The following is a 15,713-nucleotide window of genomic DNA, read 5'->3' on the forward strand; positions in this document are numbered from 1 at the left end:
GCGGCCAAATTTGGTCGCTCCTTTTTAAAATCAGTTTTTCTTCCGCAAAACATAAAGCGCAGTTGTTGTTAAAACTAACCCAAAAACTGTCGCAAGTCCTGCTGTATCACCAGTAGTTGGAAGGGTGGTACTTACCTTGCTTCCAGTAGTTGTTCCGTTTGGTGCTGATGTTGTTGGTGTTTCAGTTGTAGTTGTTCCGCCGTCAGTAGTTCCGGAACCATTATTGGTATTGCCGTTATTTGCGCCACCATTACTACCATTTCCATTCCCTGTTCCGCTGTTATTACCATCCTCGTTATCAGGAGGTGTAGTTGCGGTTGCTTGCACGGTTGTTTGGAATGTGGTGCTGTAACCGTTCGCATCAGTGACAGTAGTTGTGAATTGGTCACCTTTTTTTAGGTCTAGAGAAGAAATATCTACAGAGAATTTACCATTTGCATCCGCTGTTGTGCTTGGTCCAGTGGCGCGTGCTAATTTGGCGTTTGTATCTGCTTTTTGAACACCAACCGTAGCGCCTGGTAAAGTAGTTCCTGTAAGCGTTTTGTCTTTTTCAGCTAGTTTGTTGATTTTTGTTGCGTCTTTAATTGCTTGGATTGCTGCAGCTTCGGTTTCTTTGTCGATATCAGCTTGGGATTTGTAAACTTTACGGCCTTCTTTTTGGGCAGTGATTACTTTTCCAGCAGCTTTTTGGTCTTTAATGTAGTTGATAAATGTTTCAGTATCTGGGTCAATGGCTGTAACTAGATTCGCTTTTTTGAATGCGGAAAATCCGTCGCCACCACCGAATAAGAAGTCATTAATCACGACTTTATATTTTTGGTCAGCTTTAAGTGGAGTTCCGTTTTCTGTTGTAACACTAGCGACTTTGTATGCATGATCTAAGTCATCTGTATCGGTGAAAGTGTATTTTAGTCCAGATATTTGTAAAAAGTAAGTTTGGTTACTCAAATATTGTTGGTTCAGTGCTTCTAAAATATCTGCACCTGACATTTCAACGACTTGAAGAATGTTTCCAAATGGTTGGACAGCTTGTGCCGCACCCCAAGTAATTTCGTTTTGACTATTTGCAAGTCGAGTTGAAAGGTCAGCTCGAATTCCACCGTTGTTCGTCATCGCAAAGTCGACATCAGCTCCAGCTTTATTCGCCATATAGCGTTGTGCGTCAGTAATCATATTACCAAGTTCAGATTCTTTATCATCAATTGCTTTGTTGTCTAGATTTGTATCGCGGGAAATCACGTCTTTATTTGCAAGTCCGATAGTTTCGTTGATAACTCCTTCAATGCGGCTTTTCGCATCTTCAGTTACAGCTGTAATATCGGCATTTGGAGAGACGCTTCTCGTATTATATGTAATTTTAGCATCTGGTGGTGAAACGAAATCGCCTGTTGTTTTATCAAGTTCGCCGGTTACATCGGAAAAAGCTTTACCGTTATTGTAACTTTGGACGATACGAGTTTTACCAACTAATCCGTTTGTGTATTGATGATTATGACCAGCTAGGACTAAATCGACGGAATTATTTGGGTCTAATTCGTTTGCTTTCGTTATCATATTAGCAGCTTCCCCAGCTACATCTTGCTTTGTTCCAGTGTTTGGATTTCCAGTGGAAAGAGCTGGAACGTGAGATAAAACAACGATAGCATTTACGCCTTGTCCTCTAAGTTCAGCAGAGTATTTCACAATTGTTTCTGCTTCATCAAGGAAATCATAGTCTTTAATATGATTTGCCAGTACTAAATTAGGGATTTCGGTTGTAACGATACCGATGAAGCCAACTTTGACGCCATCAATTTCTTTTACATAATAAGGTGAAAATCCTTCTGCAACTGTGTTTGTCCCTTTATTAACAACATTTGCGGCAACAATTTTCATATCGCTTTTAACGCGTGGATAAGCTTCCACAATTGGTCCGAATTTGCTTGTAGAAACCCCATCTAAAATTCGTTTGTATTCAGGTAAGCCTTCATCAAACTCATGATTCCCAAGTGTGCCGACTTCGAAGTTCATTTTTTGAAGGACTTTCATTGTTGGTTCGTCTTGAAGTAAACCAGAAACGGCTGGGCTAGCACCGACCATATCACCCGCTTGGACACGAATGGCATTATCTGCTGTAGCATCAGGATTTGCTTGTAAAAATGAGCTAGTAGCATTATCCAGGTTGGTTGCTAAATAGTCTGCTCCGCCTATTGGTGAGCCAGATGCATCTTTGGAGGCTGTTTCAAGCGCTCCGTGGAAATCATTTATTCCTAAAATCTGGATAGGAACGGTATCCGCTGCTGCCTGTACTGAATTCCCAGTGAATGGTGCAGTTAGTCCGATTGTGAGCCCTGCTACGAGTAAAACATGTGTGGCTTTCTTGAAAAATTTGTTCACTTTCACACTCTCCCTTTTTTCGCCAGTGGCAATTTGTAAGCGCTAACTCATTGATGCCTATCTATAATAGTAGCAAAGTGAATTTGCCTTAGCAATAGGTAATGTAGCTTTTTTGTAAATGTTTTGATAATTTATTGCGATATTTTCATTTTAAATAAAAAAGGGTAAACTAGAGGAAAGGAGGGATGAGATGGATATCTCTAGTACGGAGATTTGGGATGCAATCAGGAGAAAGAATTACTTATTATATTATCATCCAAAAGTGGATGCGAGAACAAATGAAATTATTGGCTTTGAAGCGTTAGTTAGGTTGAAGACAACGACAGCAATTCTTGGACCAGGGGAGTTTTTTGGTGATATTGTCCTGTTGAATGCTACACGAGAAATGCAAGATTTTGTCGCTGAAAAGGCAATCGAACAAATCAATCAGCTAGAGGGGCGCTTTTCGATTTCGATTAATATTCCAGCAGATTACTTAACAAGTAGTAATTATATGCACTTTTTTTATGATTATATAAAACAACATCTAAAATATCCAGAGCAGTTGGAAATAGAGATTATCGAACGAGCAGAAATTACAGAACTTGAGATGGCGAATAGGAATTTACGAAAGATAAAAGACTTAGGTGTCAAAGTAAGCATGGATGATTTTGGGAAAGGTTATAGTTCGATGACTTATTTGCGCAGTCTGCCAATCGATATTATTAAAACAGATATGTCATTTATTGCTCTTTTAAAAACGGATAGGAGGCAACAGATTATTATTCAAGCGATTATTGATTTGTGTCATGACTTAGGCGGGAAAATTGTGACAGAAGGCGTAGAAGATAAAGAACAAGTGGAAAAATTGCGAGAAATGAAAGTCGATTATTTTCAAGGGTTTTATTTTAGCCGCCCTTTGCCAATGGAAGAGCTTAAGAAGAAGTTTTCAATACAGTGAACCGATGGCAATAAAAAATTGGTTGGTGTGAGTCTGGTAATCTACCGAATTCACACCAACCAATTTCGTTGTTATTTAATTAAATTATTGGAGGCATCTTTAACGACAACATCATGCGCGCCGCCTTCTACAATAGAAGTAGAGGAGACAAGCGTAATTTTTGCTTTTTGTTGAAGTTCAGGGATATTTAACGCCCCGCAATTGCACATCGTAGAACGAACTTTACTTAAGCTGATTGCTACATTGTCTTTTAGTGAGCCGGCATAAGGAACATAAGAATCTACACCTTCTTCAAAGGAAAGCTTTTTATCGCCACCAAGATCATATCGTTGCCAGTTACGTGCTCGGTTAGCTCCTTCTCCCCAATATTCTTTCATATAAGTGCCATTTAAATTCACTTTGTTTGTAGGGCTTTCATCAAAGCGAGAGAAGTAACGACCAAGCATGATGAAGTCAGCGCCCATTGCTAGAGCGAGTGTCATATGGTAGTCATAAACAATTCCGCCGTCAGAACAAATCGGAATATACACACCAGTTTCTTCAAAATATTCATCACGGGCTTTCGCAACATCGATTAAGGCAGTTGCTTGACCACGGCCGATTCCTTTTTGCTCACGCGTAATACAAATTGATCCACCACCAACGCCAACTTTGACGAAATCTGCACCTGCATCAGCAAGGTAACGGAAACCATCACGGTCAACCACATTTCCAGCACCGACTTTGACTGAATCGCCGTATTTGCCGCGAACATAGTCAAGTGTGCGTTTTTGCCATTCAGAGTAGCCTTCAGAGGAATCGATGCAAAGAATATCTGCACCAGCTTCCACCAGTGCGGGAACGCGTTCTTCGTAGTCACGTGTGTTAATGCCAGCGCCAACAACATAACGTTTGGAAGCATCTAGCAGCTCTAATTTATTTTCTTTATTAGAATCATAATCTTTGCGGAACACCATATGAACGAGGTGCTCATTATCATCAACAAGTGGTAAGGCATTTAATTTGTTGTCCCAAATAATGTTGTTCGCTTCTTTTAATGTAGTCGATTTATTTGCAGTAACCAATTTTTCAAAAGGAGTCATGAAATCTGCTACTTTTTCGTCAGGGCTCATACGTGTTACACGGTAGTCACGACTTGTTACGATTCCAAGTAATTTACCATGTGCAGTGCCGTCTTCAGTGACTGCAACCGTAGAATGACCTGTTTTTTCTTTTAAATCAAGAATATCTTGCAAGGTTTTATCGGGGCTGATGTTGGAATCACTAATAACGAAGCCGGCTTTATGATTTTTAACACGTGAAACCATCGCTGCTTCACTTTCAATAGACTGTGAGCCGAAAATAAAGGATACGCCGCCTTCTGTAGCTAAGGCAATTCCCATGTTATCATCAGAAACAGCTTGCATAATCGCAGAAACAAGCGGAATATTCATCGTAATTGCGGATTCTTCCCCTTTTTTAAATTTCACAATCGGTGTTTTTAAGCTAACATTAGATGGTACACATTCAGCTGATGAGTAGCCTGGAACAAGCAAGAACTCACTAAATGTGCGGGACGGTTCTTCAAAATAAAATGCCATTATCTCCACTCCTTCTTCTATTTGTTTTTACATTTATAAAATACCTTTATTATTTCAAGAACTGGCATGAAAGTCAATGATTGATAGAGATTATTTGTGGACAAGTATAAACGTTTTCTTTTGCAGGCCAGGAGGAATATACTAAAAGAAGATAAAGGAGGTAAGCATATGAGTGAAGAAAAACTTATAGAACGCGGCTACCGCAAGTATCACGGGGAAGAAATAGATGTTTATTTTAACACAAACGTTTGCGCACATTCAGGTAATTGTGTAAAAGGTAACAAAGAACTATTTGATTTAGATAGAAAACCATGGATTATGCCAGATAAAGTATCAAAAGAAGAAGTAAAACGTGTCATTAATACTTGTCCAAGTGGAGCATTGCAATATATAGAGAAATAGGAGGGATAAAATGGAATATAAAGAAGGTAAAAATAGAATTTATGCGGTAAATAATGAAGGTACTGAGGTTGGGGAGGTAACATTTGTCCCGACTGGTGAAAATATGTTTATTATCGACCATACAGGTGTGGATGATGCAGCACGAGGCCAAGGGATTGCGCAAGAACTAGTAAAGCGTGCTGTAGAAAAAGCGAAAACAGAAGGAAAGAAAATTATTCCGCTTTGTCCATTTGCTAAATCCGAGTTTTCGAAAAAGCCGGAGTATCAGGCAGTGCAAGCAGATAAATAATTGTTAAGTAGACTAGGTTTTGAACTTAGTCTACTTTTTTATGGATTATTTTAAAAATATCAGTTTTCTCTTCTTGACATCTACTGTGTTTCAGTGTATCTTTAATTAACAGTAAACTTATAGGAATAATAGTAATACGATTTCTTATCAAGAGTGGTGGAGGGATTCGGCCCAGTGAAACCCGGCAGCGGAGCGCAAGTTCTATGCTAATTCCGAACAGAAGTAACATTCTGGCAGATAAGTAGTAGCTTACAATTAGGCGCTTCGATTCTGACCAAAAAACAGAAGAAGCGTTTTTTTATTAGCGCTAAAGAGGGGAGTTTTTGTTAGATGAAGAAATTTTTATTAGTGGCGGTTATCTCGGTTTTTGCGTTGGTGTTGACTGCTTGCGGAGGTTCTGGTGCTAGTTCAGACAAAGCAAACGGTTCAGGCAAAGCAAAAGATGGCGGCTCGATTATTATCGGAGTTGCAGGAGACCCAGAAGTTATCAATCCAAACTATGCCGGTGACCGTGTAACACTAACAATTCAACAAGCTGTATACGCACCGCTTTTCTGGGAATCTGACGGAAAACCTGCACTTGCGAAAAGCTTAGATATTTCAGATGACAATTTAACTTACACTGTAAAACTGAAAGACGGTTTAACTTGGCACGATGGCAAACCGTTAACAGCAGATGATGTAGTATTTACAGTAGATTCCATTTTAGATACGAAACAAAACAGCCCGAATCGCGGCAACTTTGTTTTTGACGATAAACCTGTAAAAGTAGAAGCTGTAGATGATACAACAGTCAAATTTACTTTACCAACTGTTGCTCCAGCCTTTGAGAATACCATTAAAACCTTCTTCCCGATTCCAAAACATGTTTTTGAAGGGGTAGCAAACATCGAAAAAAGTGATAAAAATAAAAGTCCAATTGGTTCGGGACCATATAAATTTGTTGAATACAAAGCAGGCGAATATGTTTCCCTAGAAAGATTCAACGACTACTTTGACGGCAAACCTAAACTAGATAAAGTTACTTTCCGAATTACAAAAGACCAAAATTCAGCAAACTTAGCACTTCAAAATGGCGAAATCAATTTAAAATCGATTCAACCATCTGATCGAAACAAAGTGGAAAAAGCTAGCGCGGTGAACATTATCACATATCCAGAAAATCGCTTAAGTTATGCAGTTTTCAATGAAAATCAACCTGCACTTAAATCAAAAGAACTTCGCCAAGCATTATCCTATGCGCTTAACCGTGAAGATATCATTGAAGCAGCTTATGGTTCTGATGAATATGCGAAACCAGCATCTTCTTTCCTAACAGAAAACACAAAATACTTCACTGACAAAGTAGAAACGTATGACCAAGATATTGCTAAAGCAAAAGAATTAGTTAAAGAAAGTGGCTTTGATACAAACCAAAAATTAACTGTATACTATTTAAATAACAGTAAATCTCAAGAAAGTATCGCACTTTACTTGCAACAACAATATAAAGAAATTGGCGTGTCGCTTGATTTAAAACCAACTGATCCAAATGCGCTCAGCAATATTACGCTTGATCGCAAAAATGCCGATTACTCCATCGCACTAAATGGTTATATTATGGGAAATGATCCTGATGCATACAAATCCTTATTCCTAAGCGATGCCCCTTACAACTATGCTAATTACCACAACAAAGATCTAGATGCGCTTTGGGCAAAAGGTGCTGTAACAGCGGATGATAAAGATCGTCAAGCAGTTTATGAAGATATTCAAAATACAATTGCAGATGATGCAGTAATTTACCCGATTTCGTACGACAATGCAGTACTTGCACTTGATAGCCGTTACGGTGGACAAAAAGCTGCAACTCCGCAACCAGTAACAATGTTCCGTGATTTATCTAAATTATATTTAACGGAATAAGTAAATAAAAATCATTCGTAAAAAATCTGACCTGCCAAGCTATTTTTGGTAGGTTCAGGTTTTTACTTGTCATTTTTTGTGTTTTAGATAGGAGATAAATTATGCTAAAAACAATCACAAAACGCGTACTGCAAATTATTCCGATGCTATTTATTATCTCGATTATTTCATTTGCACTTATAAAATTAGCACCTGGTGACCCGGTGAATTCATTTGTTACACCTGATATGAATCCTGATGATGTGGAGCGAATTCGGCAAAGTTTAGGGCTGGACCAACCAATTTACATACAGTATTTTATTTGGCTTGGTAATTTGTTGCAGGGGAATTTAGGTTATTCGATTATCAATAGCCAACCAGTTTTACAACAAATCTTAGAACGAATCCCAGCGACACTAGGTTTAGTTGGAACTTCCCTTATTTTAACGTTGATACTGTCCATTCCGCTTGGTTTAGTTGCGGCGAATTACGAAAATACTTGGATTGATAAAGTATTAAATGGGATTTCGTACATTGGGATTTCGATTCCGATTTTCTGGTTCGGAATGATTTTAATTGATGTGTTTTCGATTCAGTTAGGGTGGCTTCCGAGTCTTGGAATGCGAACGATTGGAGTGGACTCATTTTGGGATATGGCGGAACACGCGATTTTGCCAGTAATTACGCTTACTTTTCAAGGATGTGCCGCTTATTATCGTTATGTTAGATCGAATACGATTAACCAATTAAAAGAAGAATATGTGTTATTCGGTTATGCAAAAGGGCTTTCTAAAGTACAAGTAATGGGGCATCACGTCTTAAAAAACTCACTACTACCAGTTATCACGTTACTCGGGATGTCGCTTCCTCAAGTGATTACGGGAGCTTTTATTACTGAGAGCATTTTCTCCTGGCCGGGGATGGGCTCGCTAGGAATTAATGCGATTTTCCAATTAGATTATCCAGTTATTATGGCAATTACTCTATTTTCGGCACTTTTGTTAATTATTGGGAATTTATTAGCCGATTTAGCCTATATGATTGTCGATCCACGGATTAGGGAAATGGGGTGAGGAATTCATGATGCGATTAGACTTTTCGAAAAAAACGATGCAGGAATTTGAGCGGGATGCAGAAGTTGTTCATGCTACTAGAGAGCGAACTTTTTGGCGTTATATGCTATCAGACCGCCGTGCCATTTTTGCAACAGGGGTATTGATTTTTATTACAGTAGCTTGTATCTTTGCATTCCTGTCACCTTATGATCCCAATGCGCTTTCAGTTCAGGATAAATTAATGCCGCCAAATGCATCACATTGGTTTGGTACGGATGACCATGGCCGAGACTACTTAACACGTGTCTTATATGGTGGTCGCGTTTCCCTTTTAGTTGGCGTGTTTGCAATGATGATTGCGATTGTCGTCGGAACGCTTGCTGGAACAATCAGTGGCTATTTCGGTGGTTTTGTTGATAACATGGTGATGCGATTCTTAGATATTTTCATGTCAATTCCCTCGTTTTTCTTATTAATGATTTTAAATGCCTACTTAAAACCAGGGATTTCCAATATTATTATTATCATTGGTTTACTATCTTGGATGGAAGTGGCACGGATTGTTCGAGCGGAAACACTGACACTAAAAGAACGAGAATTCATTTTATATTCCAAGTCAGCAGGTGGCGGATTTTTCCATATTATGTTCAAACATATCATTCCAAACGCAATGCCATCGATTGTTGTTGCCGCATCTCTAAACGTAGCCACAGCGATTTTAACCGAATCTGCCCTAAGTTTTCTAGGGCTTGGAGTACAGCAACCAAACGCTTCGTGGGGAAGCATGCTGAACAACGCACAAGGTTATGTTGGAGAAGCTACCTACTTGGCACTTTTCCCAGGATTATTAATACTAATGACGATTCTTTCGTTTAATGTGCTTGGGGATGTGCTTAGAAAAGGGTTGTCGCGTAGGTATTAAAAATAAAGAATGAAAATGGATTTGGTGATTCTTTAGGGAAGAATCATCAAATCCATAAGTCGCGAAGCAAGATGCCGCCCACAGCCAGATAGAACAACAACTACAACAAGTCAAAAAAGCCCAAACAAATATAGAAAATCACCTCGAACAAACGAGAAGAAAACAAAACGAACAAGACTGGTTAGAAGAAGACGCGGTCAGATTCCGCCAGAATTGACGCAGAAGTCTTACAAGAAGCCATGGAGAAAGTTGGCGAGCTACAACGAAAAGAAGAAGACTTACACCGACAATTAACCGCGCCCAACACCAAACCAGACATGCAACAAGTCTATGTCGTGAAATCAAGAAGTGTCCATACGCAATTACTCAAGGCAATAGAAAACGAGAACATTCTAGAAAGATACTTGGATTTCGAACAAAGTCATAGCCAATTTTTCAGTGCCTTGGCTGAACTCATTCACGCGACCGGACGAGCCGTGCAAGAATTGCTACATAATGTGACCTTTAACGATAAAACAGGCAATTACTCAATACCAACTAACACAATGAATAATTTACAATTAATGAAAAAAGCCTTAGATACAGCACGAACAGAAAATGACAAAGATTCCTATCCAGATGGGTTGGAGGATTACAGCTTGTTAGCGTATACTTATGTTAATGACCAAGGCAAAACCGTCACGATGTGGTTGCTTGAAAAAGACGGAAAACGGGCAAGAAACAAGGAATTACAAGACTACCGCGAAGAACATGGCGAGGAACTAAACCCAATCCAGAACACGGAACTTTCCGGCGAAGAACTCGAACGCAAAGTAAGCGATGCCTGGAAAGACGGCTAAACTACTTAAACGGTCAAAAAGTATCAGGTGTTAGCGCCGGGATATTAATGTCTATATTTGTGATCGTGATTTTCATGAAAATGTTTATAAGGCAATGATGTAGAAAATAGTTATACAGGTACTTCTATTAGCTCAATTCAAAAAATTAGAGTAATAAATAAGGTTTCTATCCAAATTTCTGGATAGAAACCTTATTTGCTCTACTAGTTTTTCACTTGCATAAACTTATAACTATACGGCGAACCAAAAGCATGTTTTTGCACACCGGTAATATCGGTTCGTTGCAATACGGCTGTTTGATGTTGGTAAAGTGGTAAAATTGCTGCATCGTCATCTAACAAGACTTTTTCAGAAGCAACAAACGCATTCCAACGTTCTTCTGGTTTCGTTGCGAGTGTGGTATCAGTTGATTTTACTAATTTGTCATACTCGGGGCTGTTATAGCTCATATGGTTGTTAAAGTAATCGGATAAGAACAGGCTGCTATACGTCCACGGATCTTTGAAATCGGGCATCCAAGCAGCAAGTGATAAGTCGTAATTACCATCAGAAGTTAGTTGTGTCGCGCTTTTGGATGGCATATTTTTCACTTTAATAGTCACGCCTGGTAAATTATCTTCAAACTGTGCTTTTAAATAAGCGAAAATGGTCTTGGTAGTTTCTTGATCATCGCCAAGTAGTTCAATCGTAACCTTGTCTGTTCCAAGTTCTTTTTGCGCTTGTTTCCAATATTTTAAAGCTTCTTCTTTGTTATAAACTAAGTGATCGCCACTATCTGTTCGGAAATCTGCACCTGTTGTTGGGTTTTGGACGAAATCTTTTGGAAGTAAACCATTCGCAGGGAAGGAACCGTCACCTAAGATGCTGTCTGTTAATTGTTTTTTATCAACAGATAAGTTAAGCGCGTGACGTAAGGAATTATTAGCGAGGGGTGTCGCTTTTCCATCACGTTTTTGGTTCATTCGCAAATAGCTTATTAATGCATCTTTTTCAGTTAGGAAGTCTTTTTTATCTTTATATTGTTTAGCAAAGTCGCCCGAAAGTGGAACGCGGTCAGCTTCGTTAGTATTATAAAGGTTTACACCTGCATTGATATCTTTGGCTACTTGAACATCGATTTCGTTTACTTTCACATTATCTTTATCCCAGTAGTTATCATTTTTAGCGTAAGTCCACTTATTGGTAATATTTCCGCCCCAATCCTTCATTACAAAAGGCCCATTGTATAAAGTATGCTCGCTGTCTGTACCATATTTTTCGCCTTGCTCCTTCACATAACTTTCTTTTTGTGGGAAAAATGTTTCAAAAGTAAGTAGTGAAATGAAATAAGGAACTGGTTTTTTTAGTGTAATTTCAAGTGTCGTTGGATCAGTAGCAACAACTCCAAGATCTGTTACAGGTAATTTACCCTCATTTATTTCTGTAGCATTTTTGATGGAATCTTTGAATAGTGCAGAGTAGCCAGGTGCGGTTTTCGGATCCACGGCACGGCGCCAAGCATAAACGAAATCAGCGGCAGTTACCTCTGAACCATCAGACCATTTCGCGTTTTTCTTTAATTTGATGGTATATTTCGTTTGATCTGCGCTAATTTCAGGCATCCCGTCCGCAACCCCAGGAACAAAGTTATCTTTTTGATCGAGTGTATATAAGCCTTCAAAGACCTGGTTTTGCGCGGTAAAGCTAGCGAAATCTTCTTCGGCAGTTGTATTTAATGTTAGTAATTCACTGGTTTCAAGAAATTTAATTTTGTCCGGGGAAGTTTTTTCAGATGACTTATTAGAGTTATTTCCACAAGCTGTTAGTAAAAGTAAAGTCAAAATGGCAATAATAGGCAGTGCTTTTTTAAAATAGTGCATGATATTCTCCCCTTCTATCTGTATATTTAAAGTTATTATAAGTATTCCGATAAGATAAGTCAAATTTATGGTTTGGAAAAAACAGCTTGACGCGTAAAAAATCAAATGGTAAGATATTTCTTGTAAATAAGAATGATTACGTTTTGTAATATGTAATCGATATTTACATAGTATAGTCACAAGAGATAAATCGTAATAATTACGAAATGAGGGGAAAAGTATGAAGAAATGGTCTTTTTTATTTGTAACAGTAGTAGCATTCGTTTTAGTTTTAGCAGGGTGCGGTGCTAATAGTAATGCTAGTGGAGAGAAAGATAAGTTGAAGGTAGTGACCACTTTTTATCCCATGTATGACTTCACCAAAAATGTTACTGGAGATAAGGCGTCGGTAGAAATGTTGATTGATGCTGGAACAGAACCGCATGAATATGAGCCAAGTGCCAAGGATATTGCCAAAATTGAAGCTGCAGATGTGTTTGTTTATAATAGCGCTGATATGGAAACCTGGGTGCCTAGTGTGCTTAAAAGTTTAGATTCTAAAAATTTGACAGTAATTGATGCAAGTAAAGGAATTCAATTAGCGGAAGGAATAGAAGAAGGGGAAGAGCATCATCATGAGCACGAGGAAGAAGACGGTCACCACCATGAACATGATCCGCACGTGTGGTTGAGCCCTGTTCTTGCCCAAAAAGAAGTGGCGAATATCCAAGCAGGTATTACAAAAGCAGATAAAGCGAATGCAACTACATATGAAGCGAATGCAGAAAAATATACAGACAAACTAAAAGGCTTGGATAACGACTACAAAACAGCTTTTGAAGGCGCAGGACAACGCGATTTTGTCACACAGCATGCAGCGTTCCAATATTTAGCAGCCGAATATGGTTTACATCAAGTCGCGATTGCTGGATTATCTCCCGACCAAGAACCTAGCCCAGCACGCCTAGCAGAATTGCAAAAGTATCTAACTGACAACGACATTAAAACGATTTATTTTGAAGAAGTTGCTTCGCCAAAAGTAGCAGAAACACTTGCAAACGAAACAGGTGCAAGTCTAGAAGTATTAAGTCCAATTGAAGGGATAACAGCAGAAGAACAGGAAAAAGGAATGGATTATATTTCCTATATGCAACAAAATTTGAAAGCACTTAAAAAAACAATTAAATAAGGAAGCGATAAGATGTCATATATTAATGTAAACAAGGTTCGTTTTAAATATGAAACAGAGCCGGTTCTTGAAAATATTTCTTTTGAAGTGAATGCAGGAGAATTTATTATACTAACAGGTGAAAACGGAGCAGCCAAATCTACACTGCTCCGTATTATTTTGGGGATTTTACAACCAGATAAGGGCTCAGTTTCATTCGCTAAAAACAATCTTGATGGTGGGAAACTTTTGACGGGTTATGTTCCACAACAAATAGCTTCATTCAATGCGGGTTTTCCAAGTACTGTTCTTGAGTTGGTGAGATCAGGACGTTTTCCAAATGGGAAATGGTTCAAACGATTAACGCAAAAGGATCACGAGCATGTAGAAAAAGCATTAAAATCGGTAGAAATGTGGGATTTTAGACATAAGCGGATCGGCGAATTGTCTGGTGGGCAAAAGCAGCGAATCTGTTTAGCGAGAATGTTTGCAACAGATCCAGACTTGCTAGTTCTTGATGAACCGCAAACTGCAATGGATAAAAATAGTAAAATGAAGTTTTATAAATTGCTCCAGCACGAGGCTAAAGTACATCATAAAGCGATTTCGATGGTTACGCATGATAGCGAAGAATTAGAAGGGTATGCTGACAAACATATCAGACTTGTGAGAAGGGAGGATGTAGCATGGAAATGTTTTTCTATGGATTTATGCAAAGAGCCTTCCAAGCATCAATGATTATTGCTATAATTGCGCCGCTTTTAGGTCTATTTCTAATTATTCGTAGGCAGTCTCTTATGGCTGATACGCTTTCGCATGTCTCGCTTGCTGGTGTTGCCTTTGGTTTGGTGTTAAATGTGAACCCGAGTGTGACAACTTTAATTGTAGTTGTGATAGCGGCTCTTGGAATGGAATACTTACGAGGTGTCTATACGACTTATTCGGAATTATCGATAGCGATACTAATGGCTGGGGGACTTGCAGTGGCGCTTGTCTTAATGAGTCTCAATCAAGGTGGGATTACGACGAGCGTGCAACAATATTTGTTTGGTTCAATTGTAACAATAAGTAAAGCGCAAGTGCAGATGCTCCTCCTATTAGGGATAGCGATAGTTATTCTGTTTCTTGCGTTTAAACGATTTATGTTTGTACTTACATTTAGCGAAGATGTTGCGGTTGCAGAAGGGGTTCCAGTTCGGTTAATTTCGCTATTATTTAGCGTTGTGACAGGGATTGCCATTGCTTTTATCATGCCTATTGCGGGAGCTTTACTTGTATCAGCACTGATTATACTCCCAGCTGCCATTGGAATGCGTGTTGCTAAGGGGTTTCTAATGTGTGTAGTTAGCGCAATCTTCATTGGTTTATTAGGGATGTTTTCAGGGCTCGTATCCTCTTATCAACTCGGAACCCCGCCTGGTGCAACCATTACTTTAATGTTTATCTTGATTTTTATCGTGGTAACATTTGTATTAAAACTTGTAAGAAAATAACTTTTTTACCAAGTTTCTCGAAAAACTTTTACTCGGTTATTTAATTCTTTACTAAAGACAACCCAGTTTTTATTCTGTTTTTTGATGTAGTTGCTATCTTGTAAATCTTTGTAAAAACAGCTCTTGGATAGGTTACAGTAGGAAAGAAGGTAGCTAGTTTTAATTTCTGGAGGAAGAATTACTTTGTCATCATCCACAGGTATACCATGAAAAAGAGCCATACTAGTAAGTGCAGCCATGAGTTTATCTGAAGCGGAACAATTCATTACAATGCTTTTGCGATAAGCATGGATGGCTTGATTCTTCATAATAAAAAATTGGAACCCAAAATTCTCTGGGAACATCGAAAGGAAATATTGGATGTTTTGTTTAGAGTATTGATACAAGGTGCATTTGGATAAAGTTTTAAAGGTGAATTGATTAGGAGTATCATCCAGTAATGTTAAATAGTTTAAAAAAGAACCTTTACCTTGAATGGAATAAATTTTTGAATTGGAGGTAGTTTCCTTTGAAAATATGGAAATGTAACCGTCTACTATAAGATAAATATGTTTACTTACGTCAGCTTGTTGTGTTAATAAGCTGGCGTTTTTTGGTACTTCTACTTCCTTATAGCCAATCTTGCCTTCTTTGGAAAGTCTAATGAATTCTTGATAATTGTATAAGTTTTCAGCCATGATGTGTTCCTCCATTATTTTCTTATCCCTTAATTTATATTCTAACAGAAAGACCTAACTGTAAAGTAACGATGAAGTACTATTTCCCGAGTAAATATTTCTAAAATGTGAACAAAATTCGAATCTTAAGCCTGCAAATGTAAATAAAAGCTTGGAAAACCTAAATTTTAATTATTTTCGATTATAAAATTTAGTATTTTTTGCGGAAAACGTAACAAGTGAAACGAACGTCAGTTCTGTGCTATAATTC

Annotated in this window: 13 protein-coding genes, 2 pseudogenes and 1 riboswitch; of the genes and pseudogenes, 11 read left to right on the forward strand and 4 right to left on the reverse strand. The window is 38.4% G+C overall.

From position 1 onward, the window contains the following. Positions 1–30: 30 nt before the first annotated feature. Positions 31–2,382 carry a bifunctional metallophosphatase/5'-nucleotidase gene (locus CKV67_RS00570; protein WP_014091677.1) on the reverse strand — a complete coding sequence of 784 codons (2,352 nt, stop codon included), beginning with the start codon at positions 2,380–2,382 and terminating at the stop codon, positions 31–33. A 184-nt stretch (positions 2,383–2,566) separates the two neighbouring features. Between CKV67_RS00570 and CKV67_RS00575 the strand changes: the two genes are divergently transcribed. After that, positions 2,567–3,316, forward strand: coding sequence for an EAL domain-containing protein (locus tag CKV67_RS00575; RefSeq protein ID WP_014091678.1), 750 nt, complete (start codon positions 2,567–2,569; stop codon positions 3,314–3,316). A gap of 71 nt (positions 3,317–3,387) precedes the next feature. Here CKV67_RS00575 and CKV67_RS00580 read toward each other — a convergent pair whose 3' ends face one another. Further along, positions 3,388–4,896: an IMP dehydrogenase gene (locus tag CKV67_RS00580; protein ID WP_014091679.1), complete on the reverse strand. Its 1,509-nt coding sequence runs from the start codon at positions 4,894–4,896 to the stop codon at positions 3,388–3,390. Positions 4,897–5,064: 168 nt separating this feature from the next. Between CKV67_RS00580 and CKV67_RS00585 the strand changes: the two genes are divergently transcribed. The 7 genes and pseudogenes from CKV67_RS00585 to CKV67_RS00615 form a co-directional block, all read left to right on the forward strand. Continuing rightward, positions 5,065–5,298: a (4Fe-4S)-binding protein gene (locus tag CKV67_RS00585; protein ID WP_014091680.1), complete on the forward strand. Its 234-nt coding sequence runs from the start codon at positions 5,065–5,067 to the stop codon at positions 5,296–5,298. Between the two features lie 10 nt (positions 5,299–5,308). After that, positions 5,309–5,587 carry a GNAT family N-acetyltransferase gene (locus CKV67_RS00590; RefSeq protein ID WP_014091681.1) on the forward strand — a complete coding sequence of 93 codons (279 nt, stop codon included), beginning with the start codon at positions 5,309–5,311 and terminating at the stop codon, positions 5,585–5,587. Between the two features lie 141 nt (positions 5,588–5,728). Then, positions 5,729–5,831, forward strand: a riboswitch (SAM riboswitch). 86 nt (positions 5,832–5,917) lie between these two features. Continuing rightward, positions 5,918–7,492: an ABC transporter substrate-binding protein gene (locus tag CKV67_RS00595; RefSeq protein ID WP_014091682.1), complete on the forward strand. Its 1,575-nt coding sequence runs from the start codon at positions 5,918–5,920 to the stop codon at positions 7,490–7,492. 101 nt (positions 7,493–7,593) lie between these two features. Continuing rightward, a complete protein-coding gene (locus tag CKV67_RS00600; RefSeq protein ID WP_014091683.1) occupies positions 7,594–8,544 on the forward strand; it encodes an ABC transporter permease in 951 nt (316 codons plus the stop codon). A gap of 10 nt (positions 8,545–8,554) precedes the next feature. Beyond that, positions 8,555–9,448 (forward strand): ABC transporter permease, encoded by an 894-nt coding sequence (locus CKV67_RS00605; protein WP_014091684.1) that lies wholly within the window; start codon positions 8,555–8,557, stop codon positions 9,446–9,448. An 88-nt stretch (positions 9,449–9,536) separates the two neighbouring features. Next, a pseudogene (locus CKV67_RS14710) lies at positions 9,537–9,659 on the forward strand (ribonuclease P); the annotation flags it as partial. Then, positions 9,646–10,340, forward strand: a pseudogene (locus CKV67_RS00615) (T7SS effector LXG polymorphic toxin); the annotation flags it as partial. The pseudogenes CKV67_RS14710 and CKV67_RS00615, both read left to right, overlap by 14 nt. A gap of 150 nt (positions 10,341–10,490) precedes the next feature. Here CKV67_RS00615 and CKV67_RS00620 read toward each other — a convergent pair. Beyond that, positions 10,491–12,146 carry a peptide ABC transporter substrate-binding protein gene (locus CKV67_RS00620; RefSeq protein WP_014091685.1) on the reverse strand — a complete coding sequence of 552 codons (1,656 nt, stop codon included), beginning with the start codon at positions 12,144–12,146 and terminating at the stop codon, positions 10,491–10,493. Between the two features lie 220 nt (positions 12,147–12,366). Here CKV67_RS00620 and CKV67_RS00625 point away from each other — a divergent pair, with 220 nt between their 5' ends. The 3 genes from CKV67_RS00625 to CKV67_RS00635 are packed head-to-tail and all read left to right on the forward strand — an operon-like array spanning position 12,367 to position 14,786. Beyond that, the gene (locus CKV67_RS00625; RefSeq protein WP_025279696.1) at positions 12,367–13,314 is read left to right on the forward strand and encodes a metal ABC transporter substrate-binding protein; all 948 of its coding nucleotides are present in this window, start codon (positions 12,367–12,369) and stop codon (positions 13,312–13,314) included. A gap of 12 nt (positions 13,315–13,326) precedes the next feature. Continuing rightward, positions 13,327–14,031 (forward strand): metal ABC transporter ATP-binding protein, encoded by a 705-nt coding sequence (locus tag CKV67_RS00630; protein ID WP_014091687.1) that lies wholly within the window; start codon positions 13,327–13,329, stop codon positions 14,029–14,031. Next, positions 13,980–14,786 (forward strand): metal ABC transporter permease, encoded by an 807-nt coding sequence (locus CKV67_RS00635; RefSeq protein ID WP_014091688.1) that lies wholly within the window; start codon positions 13,980–13,982, stop codon positions 14,784–14,786. Before CKV67_RS00630 ends, CKV67_RS00635 begins: the two co-directional genes overlap by 52 nt. Before the next feature lie 5 nt (positions 14,787–14,791). On the opposite strand, the gene CKV67_RS00640 is transcribed toward CKV67_RS00635, so the two are convergent. Beyond that, positions 14,792–15,463, reverse strand: coding sequence for a Crp/Fnr family transcriptional regulator (locus tag CKV67_RS00640; RefSeq protein ID WP_025279697.1), 672 nt, complete (start codon positions 15,461–15,463; stop codon positions 14,792–14,794). Between the last annotated feature and the right edge of the window lie 250 nt (positions 15,464–15,713).

This window comes from Listeria ivanovii subsp. ivanovii, from assembly GCF_900187025.1.
Taxonomy (GTDB): domain Bacteria; phylum Bacillota; class Bacilli; order Lactobacillales; family Listeriaceae; genus Listeria; species Listeria ivanovii.

Coding starts and splice junctions, on each gene's coding strand:
- CKV67_RS00600 (WP_014091683.1), top strand. CDS start 7,594: ATGCTAAAAACAATCACAAAACGCGTACTGCAAATTATTCCGATGCTA.
- CKV67_RS00575 (WP_014091678.1), top strand. CDS start 2,567: ATGGATATCTCTAGTACGGAGATTTGGGATGCAATCAGGAGAAAGAAT.
- CKV67_RS00620 (WP_014091685.1), bottom strand. CDS start 12,146: ATGCACTATTTTAAAAAAGCACTGCCTATTATTGCCATTTTGACTTTA.
- CKV67_RS00590 (WP_014091681.1), top strand. CDS start 5,309: ATGGAATATAAAGAAGGTAAAAATAGAATTTATGCGGTAAATAATGAA.
- CKV67_RS00630 (WP_014091687.1), top strand. CDS start 13,327: ATGTCATATATTAATGTAAACAAGGTTCGTTTTAAATATGAAACAGAG.
- CKV67_RS00605 (WP_014091684.1), top strand. CDS start 8,555: ATGCGATTAGACTTTTCGAAAAAAACGATGCAGGAATTTGAGCGGGAT.
- CKV67_RS00595 (WP_014091682.1), top strand. CDS start 5,918: ATGAAGAAATTTTTATTAGTGGCGGTTATCTCGGTTTTTGCGTTGGTG.
- CKV67_RS00580 (WP_014091679.1), bottom strand. CDS start 4,896: ATGGCATTTTATTTTGAAGAACCGTCCCGCACATTTAGTGAGTTCTTG.
- CKV67_RS00640 (WP_025279697.1), bottom strand. CDS start 15,463: ATGGCTGAAAACTTATACAATTATCAAGAATTCATTAGACTTTCCAAA.
- CKV67_RS00625 (WP_025279696.1), top strand. CDS start 12,367: ATGAAGAAATGGTCTTTTTTATTTGTAACAGTAGTAGCATTCGTTTTA.
- CKV67_RS00585 (WP_014091680.1), top strand. CDS start 5,065: ATGAGTGAAGAAAAACTTATAGAACGCGGCTACCGCAAGTATCACGGG.
- CKV67_RS00635 (WP_014091688.1), top strand. CDS start 13,980: ATGGAAATGTTTTTCTATGGATTTATGCAAAGAGCCTTCCAAGCATCA.